The 17,352-nt window shown below is 74.5% G+C and carries 15 protein-coding genes and 2 tRNA genes; 15 read left to right on the top strand and 2 right to left on the bottom strand.

The window, feature by feature from the left end; translation table 11 throughout:
- Positions 1 to 24 precede the first annotated feature (24 nt).
- From gnd to ACI79X_RS19580, 11 genes are all read left to right on the top strand, one after another.
- Positions 25 to 966, top strand: coding sequence for a phosphogluconate dehydrogenase (NAD(+)-dependent, decarboxylating) (gene gnd / locus ACI79X_RS19630; protein ID WP_457027101.1), 942 nt, complete (start codon positions 25 to 27; stop codon positions 964 to 966).
- 24 nt (positions 967 to 990) lie between these two features.
- Positions 991 to 2,169: a DNA replication/repair protein RecF gene (gene recF / locus ACI79X_RS19625; RefSeq protein ID WP_457027100.1), complete on the top strand. Its 1,179-nt coding sequence runs from the start codon at positions 991 to 993 to the stop codon at positions 2,167 to 2,169.
- Positions 2,166 to 2,666, top strand: coding sequence for a DUF721 domain-containing protein (locus ACI79X_RS19620; RefSeq protein ID WP_457027099.1), 501 nt, complete (start codon positions 2,166 to 2,168; stop codon positions 2,664 to 2,666). Before recF ends, ACI79X_RS19620 begins: the two co-directional genes overlap by 4 nt.
- A gap of 13 nt (positions 2,667 to 2,679) precedes the next feature.
- Positions 2,680 to 3,501: a hypothetical protein gene (locus ACI79X_RS19615; RefSeq protein WP_457027098.1), complete on the top strand. Its 822-nt coding sequence runs from the start codon at positions 2,680 to 2,682 to the stop codon at positions 3,499 to 3,501.
- Positions 3,502 to 3,526: 25 nt separating this feature from the next.
- The gene (locus ACI79X_RS19610; protein WP_457027097.1) at positions 3,527 to 5,356 is read left to right on the top strand and encodes an ABC transporter ATP-binding protein; all 1,830 of its coding nucleotides are present in this window, start codon (positions 3,527 to 3,529) and stop codon (positions 5,354 to 5,356) included.
- A gap of 267 nt (positions 5,357 to 5,623) precedes the next feature.
- The gene (gene gyrB / locus ACI79X_RS19605; protein ID WP_457027096.1) at positions 5,624 to 7,660 is read left to right on the top strand and encodes a DNA topoisomerase (ATP-hydrolyzing) subunit B; all 2,037 of its coding nucleotides are present in this window, start codon (positions 5,624 to 5,626) and stop codon (positions 7,658 to 7,660) included.
- 115 nt (positions 7,661 to 7,775) lie between these two features.
- Positions 7,776 to 10,244, top strand: a complete 2,469-nt coding sequence (gyrA, locus tag ACI79X_RS19600; protein ID WP_457027095.1) for a DNA gyrase subunit A — start codon at positions 7,776 to 7,778, stop codon at positions 10,242 to 10,244.
- Positions 10,245 to 10,400: 156 nt separating this feature from the next.
- Positions 10,401 to 11,219, top strand: a complete 819-nt coding sequence (locus ACI79X_RS19595) for a DUF3566 domain-containing protein (RefSeq protein ID WP_457027094.1) — start codon at positions 10,401 to 10,403, stop codon at positions 11,217 to 11,219.
- 62 nt (positions 11,220 to 11,281) lie between these two features.
- Positions 11,282 to 11,355 (top strand) — tRNA-Ile (locus ACI79X_RS19590).
- Between the two features lie 75 nt (positions 11,356 to 11,430).
- Positions 11,431 to 11,580, top strand: coding sequence for a DLW-39 family protein (locus ACI79X_RS19585; protein ID WP_457027093.1), 150 nt, complete (start codon positions 11,431 to 11,433; stop codon positions 11,578 to 11,580).
- 28 nt (positions 11,581 to 11,608) lie between these two features.
- A tRNA-Ala gene (locus tag ACI79X_RS19580) sits at positions 11,609 to 11,681 on the top strand.
- A 63-nt stretch (positions 11,682 to 11,744) separates the two neighbouring features.
- Here the strand turns inward: ACI79X_RS19580 and ACI79X_RS19575 are convergent.
- A complete protein-coding gene (locus ACI79X_RS19575; RefSeq protein WP_457027092.1) occupies positions 11,745 to 12,323 on the bottom strand; it encodes a hypothetical protein in 579 nt (192 codons plus the stop codon).
- 162 nt (positions 12,324 to 12,485) lie between these two features.
- On the opposite strand from ACI79X_RS19575, the gene ACI79X_RS19570 reads away from it, so the two are divergent.
- From ACI79X_RS19570 to ACI79X_RS19555, 4 genes are all read left to right on the top strand, one after another.
- On the top strand, positions 12,486 to 13,850 hold the full coding sequence (locus ACI79X_RS19570; protein WP_457027091.1) for a HupE/UreJ family protein: 1,365 nt from the start codon (positions 12,486 to 12,488) through the stop codon (positions 13,848 to 13,850).
- A 98-nt stretch (positions 13,851 to 13,948) separates the two neighbouring features.
- Positions 13,949 to 15,004, top strand: a complete 1,056-nt coding sequence (locus ACI79X_RS19565; RefSeq protein ID WP_457027090.1) for a class I SAM-dependent methyltransferase — start codon at positions 13,949 to 13,951, stop codon at positions 15,002 to 15,004.
- Positions 15,005 to 15,067: 63 nt separating this feature from the next.
- Positions 15,068 to 15,604 carry a peptidylprolyl isomerase gene (locus ACI79X_RS19560; protein ID WP_457027089.1) on the top strand — a complete coding sequence of 179 codons (537 nt, stop codon included), beginning with the start codon at positions 15,068 to 15,070 and terminating at the stop codon, positions 15,602 to 15,604.
- A 137-nt stretch (positions 15,605 to 15,741) separates the two neighbouring features.
- Positions 15,742 to 16,509 (top strand): rhomboid family intramembrane serine protease, encoded by a 768-nt coding sequence (locus ACI79X_RS19555; protein ID WP_457027088.1) that lies wholly within the window; start codon positions 15,742 to 15,744, stop codon positions 16,507 to 16,509.
- Positions 16,510 to 16,552: 43 nt separating this feature from the next.
- Here the strand turns inward: ACI79X_RS19555 and ACI79X_RS19550 are convergent, their stop codons facing one another.
- Positions 16,553 to 16,960, bottom strand: coding sequence for a PH domain-containing protein (locus ACI79X_RS19550; protein ID WP_457027087.1), 408 nt, complete (start codon positions 16,958 to 16,960; stop codon positions 16,553 to 16,555).
- Positions 16,961 to 17,352 lie beyond the last annotated feature (392 nt).

Raw genomic sequence — 17,352 nt, 5'->3', positions numbered from 1 at the left:
CGGTGTGCGACGAGAGGAAGAGCCGTGCAGCTGGGGCTGATCGGGCTGGGCAAGATGGGCGGCAACATGGCCGAGCGGCTGCGCCGCGCCGGTCACGAGGTCGTGGGTTACGACCGGGCGCCCGGCAAGCGGGACGTCGACAGCCTCGAGGGGCTGGTCGGCGCGCTCTCCGCCCCGCGCGTGGTGTGGGTGATGGTCCCCGCGGGGGAGCCGACCCGGCAGACGGTGCGCGAGCTCGGTGAGCTGCTCGAGCCCGGCGACGTCGTCGTCGACGGCGGCAACTCCAAGTTCACCGACGACAAGGTGCACGCCGACCTGCTGGCCGAGAAGGGCATCGGCTACCTCGACTGCGGCGTCTCCGGCGGCGTCTGGGGGCTGGAGAACGGCTACGCGCTGATGGTGGGCGGCTCGAAGGACGACGTCGCCAAGGTGCAGCCGGTGTTCGACGCCCTCCGCCCGCCCGCGCCGCACGACGAGCGCGGTGAGCCGATGCCCGGCGTCGGCTTCGTGCACGCCGGCCCGGTGGGCGCGGGCCACTACGCGAAGATGGTCCACAACGGCATCGAGTACGCGCTCATGCAGGCCTACGGCGAGGGTTACGAGCTGCTGGCCGCCGTCGACGTCGTCGAGGACGTGCCGGGCGTCATCGCCTCCTGGACGCAGGGCACCGTCATCCGGTCCTGGCTGCTGGACCTGCTGGTCAAGGCGCTGCAGGAGGACCCGCGCCTCGACCGCATCCGGGGCTACGCCGAGGACTCCGGCGAGGGGCGCTGGACGGTCATGGAGGCCATCGAGAACGCCGTCCCGATGCCCACGATCGCGGCGTCGCTGTTCGCCCGCTTCTCCTCGCGCCAGGAGGACTCGCCGACCATGAAGGCGGTCGCCGCGCTGCGCAACCAGTTCGGCGGGCACGCGGTGCACGCCGTCGAGGCGGCCGGCTCCGAGGAGATGGAGAAGCCCGCGTGACCTCCCTCCCCGACCGGGACTGAGGTGTACGTCCGGCACCTGCAGCTCGTCGGGTTCCGCAGCTGGGACAAGGTCGACCTCGCCCTGCGGCCGGGACCGACGGTGTTCGTCGGGCGCAACGGCGAGGGCAAGACCAACCTCGTCGAGGCGGTCGGCTACCTCGCGACCATGGGCAGCCACCGGGTCTCCGGCGACGCGCCGCTGGTGCGCCACGGCGCGCCGCAGGCGGTGGTCCGGGCGGCGCTGCGCCGGGAGGACCGCGAGCTGCTCGTCGAGGTGGAGATCAACCCCGGCCGGGCCAACCGCGTGCGGGTCAACCGCTCGCCGCTGGCCCGGCCGCGGGAGCTGCTCGGCCTGGTGAAGAGCGTGCTGTTCGCCCCGGAGGACCTCGCGCTGGTCCGCGGCGACCCGGCCGAGCGGCGCCGGTTCCTCGACGACCTGCTGGTCAGCCGGACGCCGCGGCTGGCCGGGGTCCGCAGCGACTACGAGCGGGTGCTCAAGCAGCGCAACGCCCTGCTCAAGACCGCGCGGATGGCCCGCGGCGACGCGCTGGCGACGCTCGACGTCTGGGACGCCCACCTCGTCGACCTCGGCGGGCAGCTGCTGGCCGCCCGGCTGGCGCTGGTGGCCGACCTCGCGCCGCACGTGGCGCGGGCCTACGCGACGGTCGCCGGCGAGGGCGCGGCGACCGCCGGCCTCGGGTACACGAGCACCGTCCCGCTGGCCGGTGACGGCGCTCCGCTGGCCGAGGGCGCGGCCGCGCCGACCGCGGGCGAGCTGTCGGCGGCGCTGCGCGAGCGGATCGCCGAGCGGCGGCGCGACGAGGTCGACCGCGGCATGACGCTGGTCGGCCCGCACCGCGACGACCTCGTGCTGCACCTCGGACCCGCGCCGGCCAAGGGCTTCGCCAGCCACGGGGAGTCCTGGTCGCTGGCCCTGGCCCTCAAGCTCGGCTGCTTCGCGCTGCTGCGCGCCGACGGCGAGGAGCCGGTGCTCGTCCTCGACGACGTCTTCGCCACCCTCGACGCCGGGCGGCGGGCCGCGCTGTCCGAGGTCGCCCGCGCCGCCGAGCAGACGCTCATCACCGCCGCCGTCCTCGACGACGTGCCGCCGGAGCTCCGGGGCGCCCGCGTGGAGGTCGGCGGGGGACACGCGATCCTGACGGTCGAGAACCCGGCCGACGACGAGGAGGGCGCCCCGTGAGCGAGGACCGGCCGGCCCGGCCGAGCGACATCGCCCGCGCCGCGCTGGAGGCGGCCCGCGCGGCCTCCGCGGCGCGGCCCGCGCCGACCCGCCGCCGGGTGGCCGGCCCGCGCCGGCGGTGGAGCGGCCCGCGCCCCGGCGACGACGACCCGCAGCCCCTGGGCAGGCTGGTCGACTCGCTGGTGAACACCCAGGACTGGACCGAGCAGACCCGCGTCGGGGCGGTGTTCGGCCGCTGGTCGGCGCTGGTCGGCCCGGACATCGCCGCGCACTGCCGGCCGGAGACCCTCACCGAGGGCGAGCTGCTCGTCGTCGCCGAGTCCACCGCCTGGGCCACCCAGCTGCGGCTGCTCGCGCCGACGATCCTGGCCAAGCTGCGCGCCTCGGTGGGCGGGGACGTCGTGACCCGGCTGCGCGTTGTCGGACCGACGGCCCCGAGCTGGAAGAAGGGTCCGCGGTCGGTCCGCGGTCGGGGGCCCCGCGACACGTACGGATGAGGACGGTGCAGCGATGAGCAGCCCCCGGGACAGCGGCTCCGGAGACGAGCGCCCCGACGACCGCCGGGACGACGACCCCCGCTGGCAGGAGCCGGCCCACCTCGGCGACGAGCGCCGGGAGGAGGCCCACCCCGGGGACGGGGAGACGGCCCCGGACGGCGACCGGCGCGACCCGGCGGCCGGCGGGCCGGTGGTGTCCTGGTCCCCGGCCGCCCCGCGGCAGCGGACGCCGGGCGTCGTCGAGCAGGTCTTCGCCTACCGGGGCGACACGGTCGGCGCGCAGGGCTGGGCGCTGCAGCACGGCTGGACGATCTCCGACGGTACCGCCCCCGAGGACGCGGTCCTCGCCGAGCTGGTCGTCAGCGCGCCGGTGCGCGCCACCCGCGACCACCGCGCGGCCGGGGTGATGCGCGGCCGCTCCGGGAACCTCGAGCTCGTCGCCTTCGACGTCGTCTACACCGACAAGCGCCACACCGTGCCGGAGTGGGCGGTCACCGCCGCGCCGGTGCTGGTGCCCCTGCCGCCCGGGCTGCGGCTGTCCCCGGCGCGGTTCTGGCGGCACCGCACCGGCGGGCTGCTGCACGTGCCCAGCGGCGACCAGGCGCTCGACGACCGGTGGGTGCTGCTCACCGCCGAGGACGGCCCGGCGGTGCGCCGGCTGGTCGCCGACCCGGTCGTGCGCGACCTGCTGCTGCGCAGCGACGACGGTGACGAGTTCTGGGCGGCCGCCGGCCACCTGGCCGCCGTCCGCCCCGACGGGCACCGGCCCGCCCTCATCGAGCACCACGCCCGGCTGCTGACGGCGATGGTCGCCGCCCTGGCCGGCGCCGCCTGAGCCGCGGCCGGCCGGCGTCCGCACCGTGACCACCCCCGGGCAGCCCGCCGCCGGGCAGACCGCCGGGCAGACCGCCGAGCCGGCCGCTCCGGGGCCGGCCGCTCCCGGGCCGGCGCCGGCCGCGGGGCTGCGCGAGCTCCTGCCGCTGGTGCGCCCGCACCGGCGGGCGCTCCTGGCCGCCGCCGGGCTGTCGCTGGTGGGCGCGGCGGCGGCGCTGGCCCAGCCCGCGCTCACCGGCCGGGTCATCTCCGCCGTCGGCGCCGGGCGCCCCCTGCTGCCCGCCGTCGCGGCGCTGCTGCTGGTCCTGGTGGCGGGCGCGGTGTTGAACGCGTTCCAGTCCTACCTGCTGCAGCGCACGGGGGAGGGCGTCGTCCTCACCACCCGCCGGACCGTCGCCGACCGGCTGCTGCGGCTGCCCGTCGCCGAGTACGACCGGCGGCGCACCGGCGACCTGATGTCCCGGGTGGGCGCCGACACCACGCTGCTGCGCGCCACGGTGACCTCCGGTGTGGTCGAGGTGGTCGGCTCGGCGGTCGTGGCGGTCGGCGCGCTGGTGGCCATGGCGCTGGTCGACGTCTGGCTGCTCCTGGTCACGGTGACCGCCGTCGCGGTCGGCCTGACCGTGGTCGTGGCGAGCAGCCGGCGGATCCGGAAGCTGTCGCGCCGGGCCCAGGAGGAGGTCGGCGCGATGACGGCGGCCGTCGAGCGGGCGCTGTCGGCGGTGCGCACCATCCGGGCCAGTGGCGCCACCGCGCGGGAGGTCGGCACCGTCGGCGCCAGCGCCGAGCGGGCCTACCGGGCCGGGGTCTCGGTGGCCCGGGTGGAGGCGCTCGTGGCGCCGGCCGGCTCCATCGCCGTCCAGGGCGCGTTCCTCGCCGTCCTCGGCCTCGGCGGCTACCGGGTGGCCACCGGCTCGATCGCCGTCGCCGACCTGGTCGCGTTCATCCTCTACCTGTTCCTGCTGGTCATGCCGCTGGGCCAGGCCGTCGGTGCCTGGACGCAGCTGCAGACCGGCCTCGGCGCGCTGGCCCGCATCCAGGAGGTGCTGGTCCTCGAGCCCGAGCGCGACGACGTCGCCGAGGTCGGCGGGGCCACCACCTCCGCCCCGCGCACCCCGCCTGCCGGCGTGCCGCTGCTCGAGCTCGACGGCGTCTCGTTCGCCTACCCCGACGGCACCCGCGTCCTCGACGGGGTCTCGCTGTCGGTGCCGGCCGGCAGCCGTGTCGCGCTGGTCGGCCCGTCGGGTGCGGGCAAGTCGACGGTGCTGGCGCTGGTCGAGGGCTTCTACCCGCTGTCGGGCGGCACGATCCGGTGGGCGGGCACCGACGTCCGCGAGCTGCCGCGGGCGGCCCTGCGCGCACAGCTCGGCTACGTCGAGCAGGAGGCCCCGGTGCTGGCCGGCACGGTGCGGGAGAACCTGCTGCTGGCCGCGCCCGACGCCGCCGACGACGAGCTGTGGGCGGTGCTCGCCGACGTCGGCCTCACCGGCGTGGTGCAGCGCTCCCCGCGCGGGCTCGACGTGCCGGTCGGCGACGAGGGCGTGCTGCTGTCCGGCGGCGAGCGGCAGCGGCTGGCGATCGCGCGCTCGCTGCTGGCCCGCCCGGCGCTGCTGCTGCTCGACGAGCCGACCGCCAGCCTCGACGCCCGCAACGAGAACCTGCTGCGGGAGACGCTGGCCGCCGCTGCCGCCGACCGGGCGCTGCTCGTCGTCGCCCACCGGCTGTCCACCGTCCTCGACAGCGACCAGATCGTCGTCCTCGACGGCGGCCGGGTCGTCGCCCGCGGGACGCACGCCGAGCTCGTCGACGCGAGCCCGCTCTACCGCGAGCTCGCCGCCGCCCAGCTCCTGGTCTGACCCGGCGCGCGTTCCACGTGGAACGCGCGACCCGCCCAGCGCCCCTGGGCGGGCGTGTCGGGCCCGGGGGCAACACCGGTGGTGCAGCCGGTGCCGCGAGTGGCGCAGAACGGACGTCAGGGGCTGCGTGACGCCGTTCCTGTCGGTGGACCCGGTAACATGGAGGCCAGGAATCCCCAGCATCCGGCTGAGCGGCGCTGTGCGCCCTCGGAGCCCCTCCCGCAACGGGAGGGCCGGCGCGCCGGCTGCTCGACAGAAGGGCCCCACGTGGTCGCTCGGACCCAGACCGACACCAGCTACTCCGGCAGCTCCATCACCGTCCTCGAGGGGCTCGAGGCGGTCCGCAAGCGGCCCGGCATGTACATCGGCTCCACCGGTGAGCGCGGCCTGCACCACATGGTGTGGGAGGTCGTCGACAACTCCGTCGACGAGGCGCTGGCCGGCTTCTGCGACACCGTCCGCGTCACGCTGCTGGCCGACGGCGGCGTCCGCGTCGAGGACAACGGCCGCGGCATCCCGGTCGACATGCACCCGCGCGAGAAGCGCCCCACGGTCGAGGTCGTCATGACCGTGCTGCACGCCGGCGGCAAGTTCGACGGCAAGAGCTACGCGGTCTCCGGCGGTCTGCACGGCGTCGGCGTCACCGTCGTCAACGCGCTGTCCACCGCGCTCGACGTGCGCATCTGGCGCGACGGCCGGGAGTGGCACCAGTCCTACGCGATGGCCAAGCCGGGCCCGCTCGAGGAGGTCGGCCCCACCACCAAGCGCGGCACCCAGATCACCTTCTGGGCCGACGGCGACATCTTCGAGACGACGACCTACTCGTTCGACACGATCAGCCGCCGGCTGCAGGAGATGGCCTTCCTCAACAAGGGCCTGACGATCGTCCTGCGCGACGAGCGGCCCGGCAGCGGCAAGGCCGAGACCGGCCTGGCCGAGGAGACCTCGGTCGCCGACGCGGCGCCGGCGCCCGGCAGCGAGGACGCCGCCTTCGAGCCGACCGAGATCACCTACCGGTACGACGGCGGCCTCGAGGACTACGTCCGCCACATCAACGCCAAGAAGACGCCGATCCACCGCTCGATCGTCGGCTTCGGCGCCGAGGGCACCGGCAAGAACGACATGCGGATGAGCGTCGAGGTCGCGATGCAGTGGTCCGACGCCTACTCGGAGTCGGTCTACTCGTTCGCCAACACGATCAACACGCACGAGGGCGGCACCCACGAGGAGGGCTTCCGCACCGCGCTGACGTCGATCGTCAACCGGTACGCCGTCGAGAAGAAGCTCCTCAAGGAGAAGGACGAGAAGCTCACCGGCGAGGACATCCGCGAGGGCCTGGCCGCGATCGTCTCGGTCAAGATCGGCGACCCGCAGTTCGAGGGCCAGACGAAGACCAAGCTCGGCAACACCGAGGTCAAGGGCTTCGTCCAGCGCATCTGCAACGAGCAGATCTCGCACTGGTTCGAGGCCAACCCGACCGAGGCCAAGACCATCATCACCAAGGCCGCCTCGGCCGCCCGCGCCCGCCGCGCGGCGCAGGACGCGCGCAAGCTCGCCCGCAAGAACCTGCTGAGCAACAACTCGCTGCCGGGCAAGCTGGCCGACTGCCGCTCCACCGACCCGCGGGCCTCGGAGATCTACATCGTCGAGGGTGACTCCGCCGGCGGTTCGGCCAAGTCCGGCCGCGACTCGATGTTCCAGGCGATCCTGCCGATCCGCGGCAAGATCATCAACGTCGAGAAGGCGCGCATCGACCGGGTCCTCAAGAACAACGAGGTCCAGTCGATGATCACCGCCTTCGGCACCGGCATCCACGACGAGTTCGACCTGTCGAAGCTGCGGTACCACAAGATCGTCCTGATGGCCGACGCCGACGTCGACGGCCAGCACATCCGCACGCTGCTGCTCACCCTGCTGTTCCGCTTCATGCGGCCGCTGGTCGAGGCCGGGCACGTCTACCTGGCCCAGCCGCCGCTGTACAAGATCAAGTGGGGCGGCAAGTTCGGCGACGAGTACGTCTACACCGACAAGGAGCGCGACGCCGTCCTCAAGGCGGGTGCCGAGGCCGGCCGCAAGCTGCCCAAGGACGACGCGATCCAGCGGTTCAAGGGTCTCGGCGAGATGAACGCGACCGAGCTGTGGGAGACCACGATGAACCCCGAGACCCGCATCCTGCTGCAGGTCACGCTCGAGGACGCCGCCACCGCCGACGAGCTGTTCAGCGTGCTGATGGGCGAGGACGTCGACGCCCGCCGCAGCTTCATCACCCGCAACGCCAAGGACGTCCGCTTCCTCGATGTCTGAGACCGGCGGCGTGTGACGCGCAGGCCACCGGGAGGGGTCCTCCCGGTGGCCTGCCACACGTCGCTGACCTGCGACTTCGTCCACCGACTGTGCACCGACCTGTGGAGACCCGAACGTGACCGAGACCCCGTACCGCGACCGCGTCGAGCCGGTCGACCTCCAGCAGGAGATGCAGCGGTCCTACATCGACTACGCGATGAGCGTGATCGTGGGCCGCGCGCTGCCCGAGGTGCGCGACGGCCTCAAGCCGGTGCACCGCCGGGTGCTGTTCGCCATGTACGACCAGGGCTTCCGCCCCGACCGCGGCTACGTCAAGTGCGCCCGCGTCGTCGGCGAGGTCATGGGTAACTACCACCCGCACGGCGACAGCTCCATCTACGACGCCCTCGTGCGGCTGGCCCAGCCCTGGTCCATGCGCTACCCGCTGGTCGACGGCCAGGGCAACTTCGGCTCCCCGGGCAACGACCCGGCGGCGGCCATGCGCTACACCGAGGCCCGGCTGACGCCGCTGGCCATGGAGATGCTGGCCAACATCGACGAGGAGACCGTCGACTTCCAGCCCAACTACGACGGCAAGAACCAGGAGCCGCTGGTCCTGCCGGGGCGCATCCCCAACCTGCTCATCAACGGCTCGGCCGGCATCGCCGTCGGCATGGCCACCAACATGCCGCCGCACAACCTGCGCGAGGTCGCCGAGGCGGTGTTCTGGGTGCTCGAGCACCCCGACGCCGAGCCGGAGGAGGCCCTCACCGCGTGCATGGAGCGGATCAAGGGCCCTGACTTCCCCACCTACGGCCTGATCGTGGGCCGCGACGGCATCGAGGACGCCTACCGCACCGGCCGCGGCTCGGTCCGCATGCGCGCGGTGGTCACCGTCGAGGAGGACTCCCGCGGCCGGGTGCAGCTCGTCGTCACCGAGCTGCCCTACCAGGTCAACCCGGACAACCTGGCCGAGGCGATCGCCGACGCGGTCAAGGACGGCCGGCTGCAGGGCATCAGCGAGATCGCCGACGAGTCCAGCGACCGCGTGGGCCGCCGGCTGGTCATCACCCTGCGCCGCGACGCCGTGGCCAAGGTCGTGCTGAACAACCTCTACAAGCACACCCAGCTGCAGACGTCCTTCGGCTGCAACATGCTCTCGATCGTCGACGGCGTCCCGCGGACGCTGCGCCTCGACGAGCTCGTCCGCCTGTACGTCGACCACCAGATCGAGGTCATCCAGCGGCGGACCCGCTACCGGCTGCGCAAGGCCGAGGAGCGCGCGCACATCCTGCGCGGCTACGCCAAGGCCCTCGACCAGCTCGACGCCGTCATCGCGCTCATCCGCAACAGCGAGTCCGCCGAGGCCGCGCGGACGGGCCTGATGGAGCTCCTCGACGTCGACGAGGTGCAGGCCGTCGCGATCCTCGACCTGCAGCTGCGCCGGCTGGCCGCCCTCGAGCGCCAGCGGATCATGGACGAGCTCGCCGAGATCGAGGCCCGCATCGCCGACCTGCAGGCGATCCTCGACTCCCCGGAGCGCCAGCGGCAGATCATCCGCGACGAGCTGGCCGAGATCGTCGAGAAGTACGGCGACGACCGGCGCACGAAGTTCATCGCCAACGACGGCGACGTGACGATGGAGGACCTCATCGCGGAGGAGGAGGTCGTCGTCACCATCACCCGCACCGGCTACGCCAAGCGGACCAAGAGCGACCTCTACCGGTCCCAGCGCCGCGGCGGGAAGGGCGTCATGGGCGCCCAGCTCAAGCAGGACGACCTCGTCGACCACTTCTTCGTGGGCTCCACCCACGACTGGATCCTGTTCTTCACGACCAAGGGCCGGGTGTACCGGGCCAAGGCCTACGAGCTGCCCGAGGCCAACCGCACCGCGCGCGGCCAGCACGTGGCCAACCTCCTGGCCTTCCAGCCCGACGAGAAGATCGCCCAGGTCATGCAGATCAAGGACTACGGCGTCGCGCCGTACCTGGTCCTGGCCACCGCGAACGGGCAGGTCAAGAAGACCCGGCTGTCGGACTTCGACTCCCCGCGCAGCGGCGGCGTCATCGCCATCAACCTGCGCGAGGGCGACGAGCTGGTCGGTGCGGCGCTCATCGACCCGGAGCAGGACCTGCTGCTGGTCACCCGCTCGGCGATGTCGATCCGGTTCAAGGCCGACGACGCGACGCTGCGGCCGATGGGCCGGGCCACCGAGGGCGTCCGCGGCATCGCGCTGTCCCCCGGCGACCGGCTGCTGTCGATGATGGTCGTCGAGGAGGGCGTCGACGTCCTCGTCGCCACCGAGCGCGGCTTCGCCAAGCGCACCGGCATCGAGAACTACCCGCCGCAGGGCCGCGGCGGGAAGGGCGTGCTCACCGCCGACCCCAAGGCGCGCAAGGGCGCGCTGGTCGGGGCCCTGGCGGTGCGGCTGGGCGACGAGCTGTACGCCATCACCTCCGGCGGCGGCGTCATCCGGACCCCGGTCAACGGGGTGCGCCACAACAAGGACCGGGCCACCATGGGTGTCAAGCTCATGAACTTGCCCGAGGACGTGACGATCGTGGCGATCGCGCGGACGACGGACAACGACGAGCCCGCCGCCTAGGGTGAGACCGGGAGCACGGCGCGTGGTGGCCTCCGGCCGCCACGCGCCCCCGGCTCCCGCTGACGGACACGACCGGCGCCCGGGCGCCACCGGCTCCCCGCCGGGCACCCCGGGCGCGAGAGCGCGGCGAGGGCCGCAGGCGAACGGGAGAACGGCATGAGCGACCGGCCGCAGGCGGTGCGCACCGGGGTCCGCCCGGAGGGCGCAGCCGGAGCGGACGGAGCCCCGGCGACGGGCTCGGCGCCCGCGACCGGGCAGACGCCGGCAGCCCCGGCCGGCGCGTCCGCCGTGGGGGCCGCCCCCGCCGGTGCGGGCTCCCCGGGTGCCGCCCCGTCCGGTCCGGCGGCGTCGCTGACCAAGCCGATCAGCGGGCAGGTGCCGGCGCAGCAGGCGGGCGTCCCGGCCGACGCGACCGTGCCGCCGCCGTCGGCCGGCCAGGCGGTACCGCCCGCGGCCGGCCGGGCGCCCCAGCAGGCTCCCCACCAGGCTCCCCAGCAGCCGGTGCAGCACGCCCCGCACCAGCAGGTCCCCCAGCAGCAGGCCTCGCAGCAGGCGGCGCAGCAGCCTGCCCCGCAGGCCGGCCGGCCCGCCAAGAACCGCGGCAACCGCGGCCCGCGCCGGGCCCGCCTGCAGCTGCGGCACATCGACACCTGGTCGGCGCTGAAGATCTCGCTGGTCGTGTCGATCGCGATGTTCTTCATCTGGATGGTCGCGGTCGGGATCCTCTTCGGCGTCCTGTCCGGCCTGGGCGTCTTCGACACCCTCAACGACCTGTTCGGCCAGCTGGGCACCGCGTCCGGCGGCGAGGGCGGCGGCGACGTCATCACCCCGGGCATCGTCTTCGGCGGCGCGGCCGTCATCGGCGCGATCAACATCGTGCTCATGACCGCGCTGTGCACCGTCGCGGCGTTCATCTACAACCTCTGCGCCGACCTCGTCGGCGGCCTGGAGGTCACCCTCGCCGAGCGCGACTAGGACGCTCCGGGGCCCCGCCCGCCGGGGCCCCGGGACGCCCTTGTAAGCTGGTCGAGGTTCACGGGCCTGTAGCTCAGGCGGTTAGAGCGCATCCCTGATAAGGATGAGGCCGGAGGTTCAAGTCCTCCCAGGCCCACCCGTGTACCGGTGCCCCGAGCACCGCGGCAGCGCGGCCCCGTCCGGCGCCGCGGTCGTCCCCAGGAGGTACCGAGTGCTCAAGCAGCTGGCCCTGGTCGCCGCGGCGGCCGGTGCCGTCGTCGCCGTCCGCCGTCGCTCCGCCGGCGCGGGCAAGGGCGAGGCCGACCTGTGGCACGAGGCCACCAACGGCCCGCAGGCCGTCAGCCGCCCCACCACCCGCTGACCCGCGGCCCCCGCGACGGGGCCGCCCCGGGGACGTAGCTCAATTGGCAGAGCACCGCCTTTGCAAGGCGGGGGTTAGGGGTTCGATTCCCCTCGTCTCCACTCCGCCCGCCGGCGCCCCCGTCCGGAGGGCGCCGGCCGCCACGGTCAGGCGTCTCAGGCGTCTCAGGCGTCCAGGCCGGAGAAGGTCGGCGTCGCCTCCTCGCCGTCCCAGTGCACGCGGAAGCTGAACGCCTCCTCGAGCGCCGCCCGGTACTGCTCGGCCTCGTCCTCGGTGATCTCACCCGAGGCGAGCACGGCGTCGATCGCCGTCCCCCAGGAGTCCGTCAGCGCGTCGACGAGCTCCTGCGGGTCGATGCCGAGGTCCTCGGCGACGGCGGCCAGGTTCTGCCCGGCGTCCATCCGGACGTGCAGCTCGTCGTGGCTGATGGTCAGCACCTCGTCGAGCACGTCCTGTACGGGCTGGTGGCCGCGGTGCAGGTCGAGGCCGACGTCGCCGTAGGCCTCCTGGACGAGCTCGACGAGCTCGGCCTCGGTGTCGACGGAGGAGACGTCGATGCCGCCGGGGCCGCCGCCCTGGCCTCCTCCGCCGGGGAACCCGGTGTCGGTGGTGCTGCTCTCGGTGCTGGCCGACGTGCTCGTGCCGGTCGTCGTGGAGGCCGCCTCGGCGGTCGTGCCGCAGGCGGCGGCGACGGGGACGACGGCGGTGAGCAGGAGGGCGGCGAGGGTCGTGCGGAGCTTCACGGGTGGCTCATCTCGGTTCGGGGTGAGTCGGTCGAGGCCGAGACTCCGGTGGCCGCCTGGACGCAGGCTGGACACCGCCCGGGAGGTCGCTGCGGGGTCCCTGCACGCGTCCACAGCCCGCTCCCCGGGTGCTGCCAGGACCGCTCCGCACCCTCGGGACCCATGTCCTCCCAGCCCCGGCGCGCCCGCCTGCGCCGCGCCCTCCTCCCGGCCGCCGGGACCGCCGCCCTGACGACCGTCCTCGCCGGCGGCCTCGTGCTGCTTGCCCCCGGCGTCGCGAGCGCGCACAGCCTCGGGAGCAGCACGCTGTCCGCGGTGGTCGGCGAGGACTCCGTCGAGGTCACCGTCAGCGTCGCCCTCGAGACCCTCGACCAGGCACTGGGCACCGACCACACCAGCAGTACCGACGTCGCCTCCTACGCCGACGCGGTCACGGCCTACCTCGGCGAGCACCTGACGGTCGCCGGCGCCGACGGCACCGTGTGGAGCGAGACGTGGTCCGACGTCGTCCGCGAGTCCGTGGAGGGCATCGAGTCCCTCAGCGCGACCGTCACCCTCGACCCCGCCGGCGCCGACCCGTCCGCCTTCACGCTCGCCTACGACGGCGTCATCGACGCGGTGCCGTCGCACGAGGCCGTCGTCGTGCTCACCGACGCGGCGGGGGACATCTCCACCGCGGGGGTCCTCACCGCCACCGACGGCAGCCTGCAGGTGGGGGAGACCGCCTCGACGGGGCCGGCCGACATGGTCGGGTACGGCCTGCACCACGTCCTCGAGGGCGCCGACCACCTGCTCTTCCTGCTCACCCTGCTGCTGGTGGCGCCGCTGGTCGTGCGCGCGGGCCACTGGCAGCGCCGGGAGGGCCTGCTGCCCGCGCTGCGCCGCGTCCTCGCCGTCGTCACCGCGTTCACCGCCGGGCACTCGCTGACCCTCCTCGCGGCCGCGCTCGGCTGGGTGACGGTGCCGTCGGCACCGGTCGAGGTGCTCATCGCGGTCTCGGTGGGCGTGGCGGCGGTGCACGCCGTCCGTCCGCTGGCCCGCCGCGGCGAGGTCCTCGTCGCCGGCGGCTTCGGGCTGGTGCACGGCCTCGCCTTCGCCGGGATCCTCACCGACCTCGGGCTGGACGGCTCGGCGTCGGTGCCCGCGCTGCTGGCCTTCAACGTCGGCGTCGAGCTCGCGCAGCTGGCCGCCGTCGCCCTGGTCTTCCCGTCGCTGTACCTGGCCTCGCGCACCCGCTGGTACCCGGTGCTCCGCCTGGCCGGGGCGGCGGTCGCGCTGGCGGCGGCCACCGGGTGGGCCCTCGACCGGCTGGGCCTGCTCGCCGATCCGCTCGCCGACGTGGAGGAGGCGGCCTTCGCGCACCCGTGGTGGGTCGTCGCCGGCCTCGCGGCGGTGGCGCTGGCCTGCCGGCTGGCCGACCGCGGCGGGGCCGGGCGAGCCGGGAGCGTCTCCGTTGACGACGGCCCGGCAGCGGGGCCAGTGTCCCGGCTGCCTGCGCAGCAGCAGGCCGGCGCCGGGCGGCCGTGACGCGGCCGCCCTCCCGCGCCCCCGGCCCCGGGCCGTCGGCGCACCCCGGGCCCGCCCCGCGGGCTCCCCGCACCCACCCGCACCCCCAGGGGATGGCCATGACCATCGACCAGGACCGCCTCGATGCCCTGCTCGGCCGCTTCGTCACCGACGTCGGGGCGGGCTTCCACGCCGTCAACGCCGTCATCGGCGACCGGCTCGGCCTCTACCAGGCGCTCGCCGCGGTCATGCCCGCGACGCCGGAGGACGTCGCCCGGCAGGCCGGCGTCGACGAGCGGCACGTCCGCGAGTGGCTGTCCGGCCAGGCCGCCGGCGGCTACGTCACCTACGACCCGGACACCGAGCGCTTCTCGCTCACCGAGGAGCAGGCCTTCCTGCTCGCCGCGCCCGACGGCATGCAGGCCGCCGCGGCCTTCCACCTCCCGGTGGCGCTGGCCCGCAACGTCGAGCCGGTGACCGAGGCCGTGCGCACCGGCAGCGGCTTCGCCTGGCACCGGCACGACCCGGAGCTGTTCGAGGGCACCGAGCGCTTCTTCCGGCCCGGCTACGCCGCCGCGCTGGTCCCGTCGTGGATCCCCGCGCTCGACGGCGTCGAGGAGCGGCTGCGCAGCGGCGCGCGGGTGGCCGACGTCGGCTGCGGCCACGGCGCCTCCAGCCTGCTCATGGCGCAGGCCTACCCGGCCGCCACGGTCACCGGCTTCGACTACCACCGGGGCTCGGTCGAGGTGGCGGGCAAGCGGGCGGGCGACGCCGGCCTCACCCACCGGGTGTCGTTCGAGGTGGCCACGGCCGCGGACTTCCCGGGCACCGGGTACGACCTGGTGACCGTCTTCGACGCGCTGCACGACATGCCCGACCCGCTGGGCGCGGCGCGGCACATCCGCGAGGCGCTCGCCGACGACGGCGTCTTCATGCTGGTCGAGCCCTTCGCGGGGGACCGGCTGGAGGACAACCTGAACCCGGTCGGCCGGCTGTACTACACGGCGTCCACGGCGATCTGCGTCGCACACTCCAAGACCGCGCCGCCCGCGACCGCGCTCGGCGCCCAGGCCGGCGAGGCCCGGCTGACGGCGCTGCTGCGCGAGGCCGGCTTCACGCGGGTGCGCCGTGCGGCGAGCACGCCGTTCAACCTGGTCGTGGAGGCCCGGCCCTGAGCCCCCCCCCGGCGTGGGGGCGGGCCCCGGCCCCCCCGCACGCGGGATGGGAGAGTGGACGGCGTGACCGAATCGACCTCGCCCGCCCGCCGCGCGGTGCTGCACACCAACCACGGCGACATCACCGTCGACCTGTTCCCGGACCACGCGCCCAAGACGGTCGCGAACTTCGCGGACCTGGCCGAGGGCCGCCGTGAGTGGACGCACCCGGCCACCCGGCAGAAGACCACCGACAAGCTCTACGACGGCACGATCTTCCACCGGATCATCTCCGGCTTCATGATCCAGGGCGGCGACCCGCTGGGTCAGGGCTTCGGCGGCCCCGGCTACCAGTTCGGCGACGAGTTCCACCCCGAGCTGCAGTTCGACCGGCCCTACCTGCTCGCGATGGCCAACGCCGGCCCCGGCACCAACGGCTCGCAGTTCTTCATCACCGTGGGCCCGACCCCGCACCTGAACCGCAAGCACACGATCTTCGGCGAGGTGACCGACCCCGCCAGCCGCGAGGTCGTCGACCGCATCTCGACCGTGCGCACCGGCCGCAACGACAAGCCCGTCGAGGACGTCGTCATCGAGTCGGTCGAGGTGCAGCGCAGCTGACCGGTTCCCCGCCCGACGAGGGCGCCGGCGGCGCGGTGCCGCCGCCGGCGCCCCCGCCGACCACCTGCTACCGGCACCCGGACCGGCCCACGGGCGTGCGCTGCGCGCGCTGCGACCGGCCCATCTGCCCGGAGTGCATGACACCGGCCGCCGTCGGCTTCCAGTGCCCCGACGACGTGCGCGCCGGCAACGCCGGGGTCCGTCGCCCGCGCCGGGCCTCCGGCTGGAGCACCGCCCGCCGCCGCTTCGGCCCGGTCACCGCCACCCTCGTGGCGGTCAACGTCGTCGTCTTCGTCATCACCGCGATCTCGGCGGTGTCCGAGGGCGCGAGCCCTCTGGAGAACTACCGGTCCGAGGTCTTCCGCGACTTCTCGCTCGTCCCCGTCCTCGTCGACGTCTACGGCCAGGACTGGCGGCTGATCACCAGCGCGTTCCTGCACATCGGGATCACCCACCTGCTGCTGAACATGCTCAGCCTGCTGTTGTTCGGTCCCGAGATCGAGGCGCGGCTGGGCTGGTGGCGCTACCTCGCCGTCTACCTCGTCGCCGCGCTCGGCGGCGCCGTGGCCATCGAGCTGTTCGGCGACCCCGGCCGCCCCGTCGCCGGCGCCTCCGCGGCCATCTACGGCCTGCTCGGGGCGCTCGGCGTGCTGCTCGTCGCCGCCCGGCAGGACCTGCGCGGCCTGCTCACCCTCCTGGCGATCAACGTCGTCATCAGCTTCCTGCCCGGCGTCTCGCTGCTCGGGCACCTCGGCGGCCTCGCCGCCGGCCTGCTGGCCACCACGCTGCTGGTGCTCGCCCGCCGCCGCGTCGCCGTGCAGGCTGCCGGGCTGGCGCTGCTCGCCGTCGCGATGGTCGTCCTCGTGCTGGTCGTCCCGGTGCCCGTGGTCGTCCTCGGGCTCTGAGCCTGCGGGCCCGTGGGCTCCCGGGCCCGGACGGGCCCGCCGCTCAGGCCGGCCGGAGCGCCTCCAGCGCGGCGGCCACGGCCGCGGGGTCGGCGCCCAGGTCGTGCCGGCCGAGGAGCACCAGGACGCCGTCGTCGTCGGGCCCGGCCGCGGTGTCCAGCTCGAGCAGCCGCGAGCGCACGCCCAGCCGCCGCGTCGTGCGCAGCCGCACGCGCAGCAGCGGCCAGGGGAGCGTGGTGCGCCCGGAGAGGCCGCGGACGACGACGCCGCCCGTGTCGGCCGACAGCCGGGGCCGCAGCACCACGTCGCGCACCGCCAGCGCGAGCAGCAGGACGCCCGCCGCGCCGACCAGCACCCGGCCTCCGGCGTCGAGCGTCAGGGCCGCCAGGACGAGCAGCAGCCCGCCGAGCCCCAGCACCACCGTCTCCGCCGTCCGGGCCGCCCACTGCACGTCCCCACCCTCCCAGGTGGACGGGATCGGAGGCGGACCGCTCCGTCCACAGGCCGCGGGACCTGGGGACGGTGTCCGCGGACGGGTAAGTGCCCTGTTAAGCGCGCGTGTCGACTCCTCGACCGCAGGGCCGCGGTAGCAGGCGGTGACCGTCCACAGGGTGCGGTCATGTCGACTCGTCCACAGCTGGGTACACAGCTGGGGACAAAGAACAGAGCTGTAGTTACGTCGCCGTCCTGCTCGTCACACGCGCCCCAGCCGATACGAACGCGCAGGTCAGACGGGTGCACTCGAACACCCGTTCTCCACACGTGGTGGACAACCCTGGGGGCGGGACGTCATGTCGACCTGTGGATCCACCGGTGGGGTGTGCACAGCGGTGCACACCCCAC

The sequence above is a fragment of the Geodermatophilus sp. SYSU D01119 genome (assembly GCF_054049975.1).
This window is presented reverse-complemented; position numbering and strand designations above follow the sequence as displayed.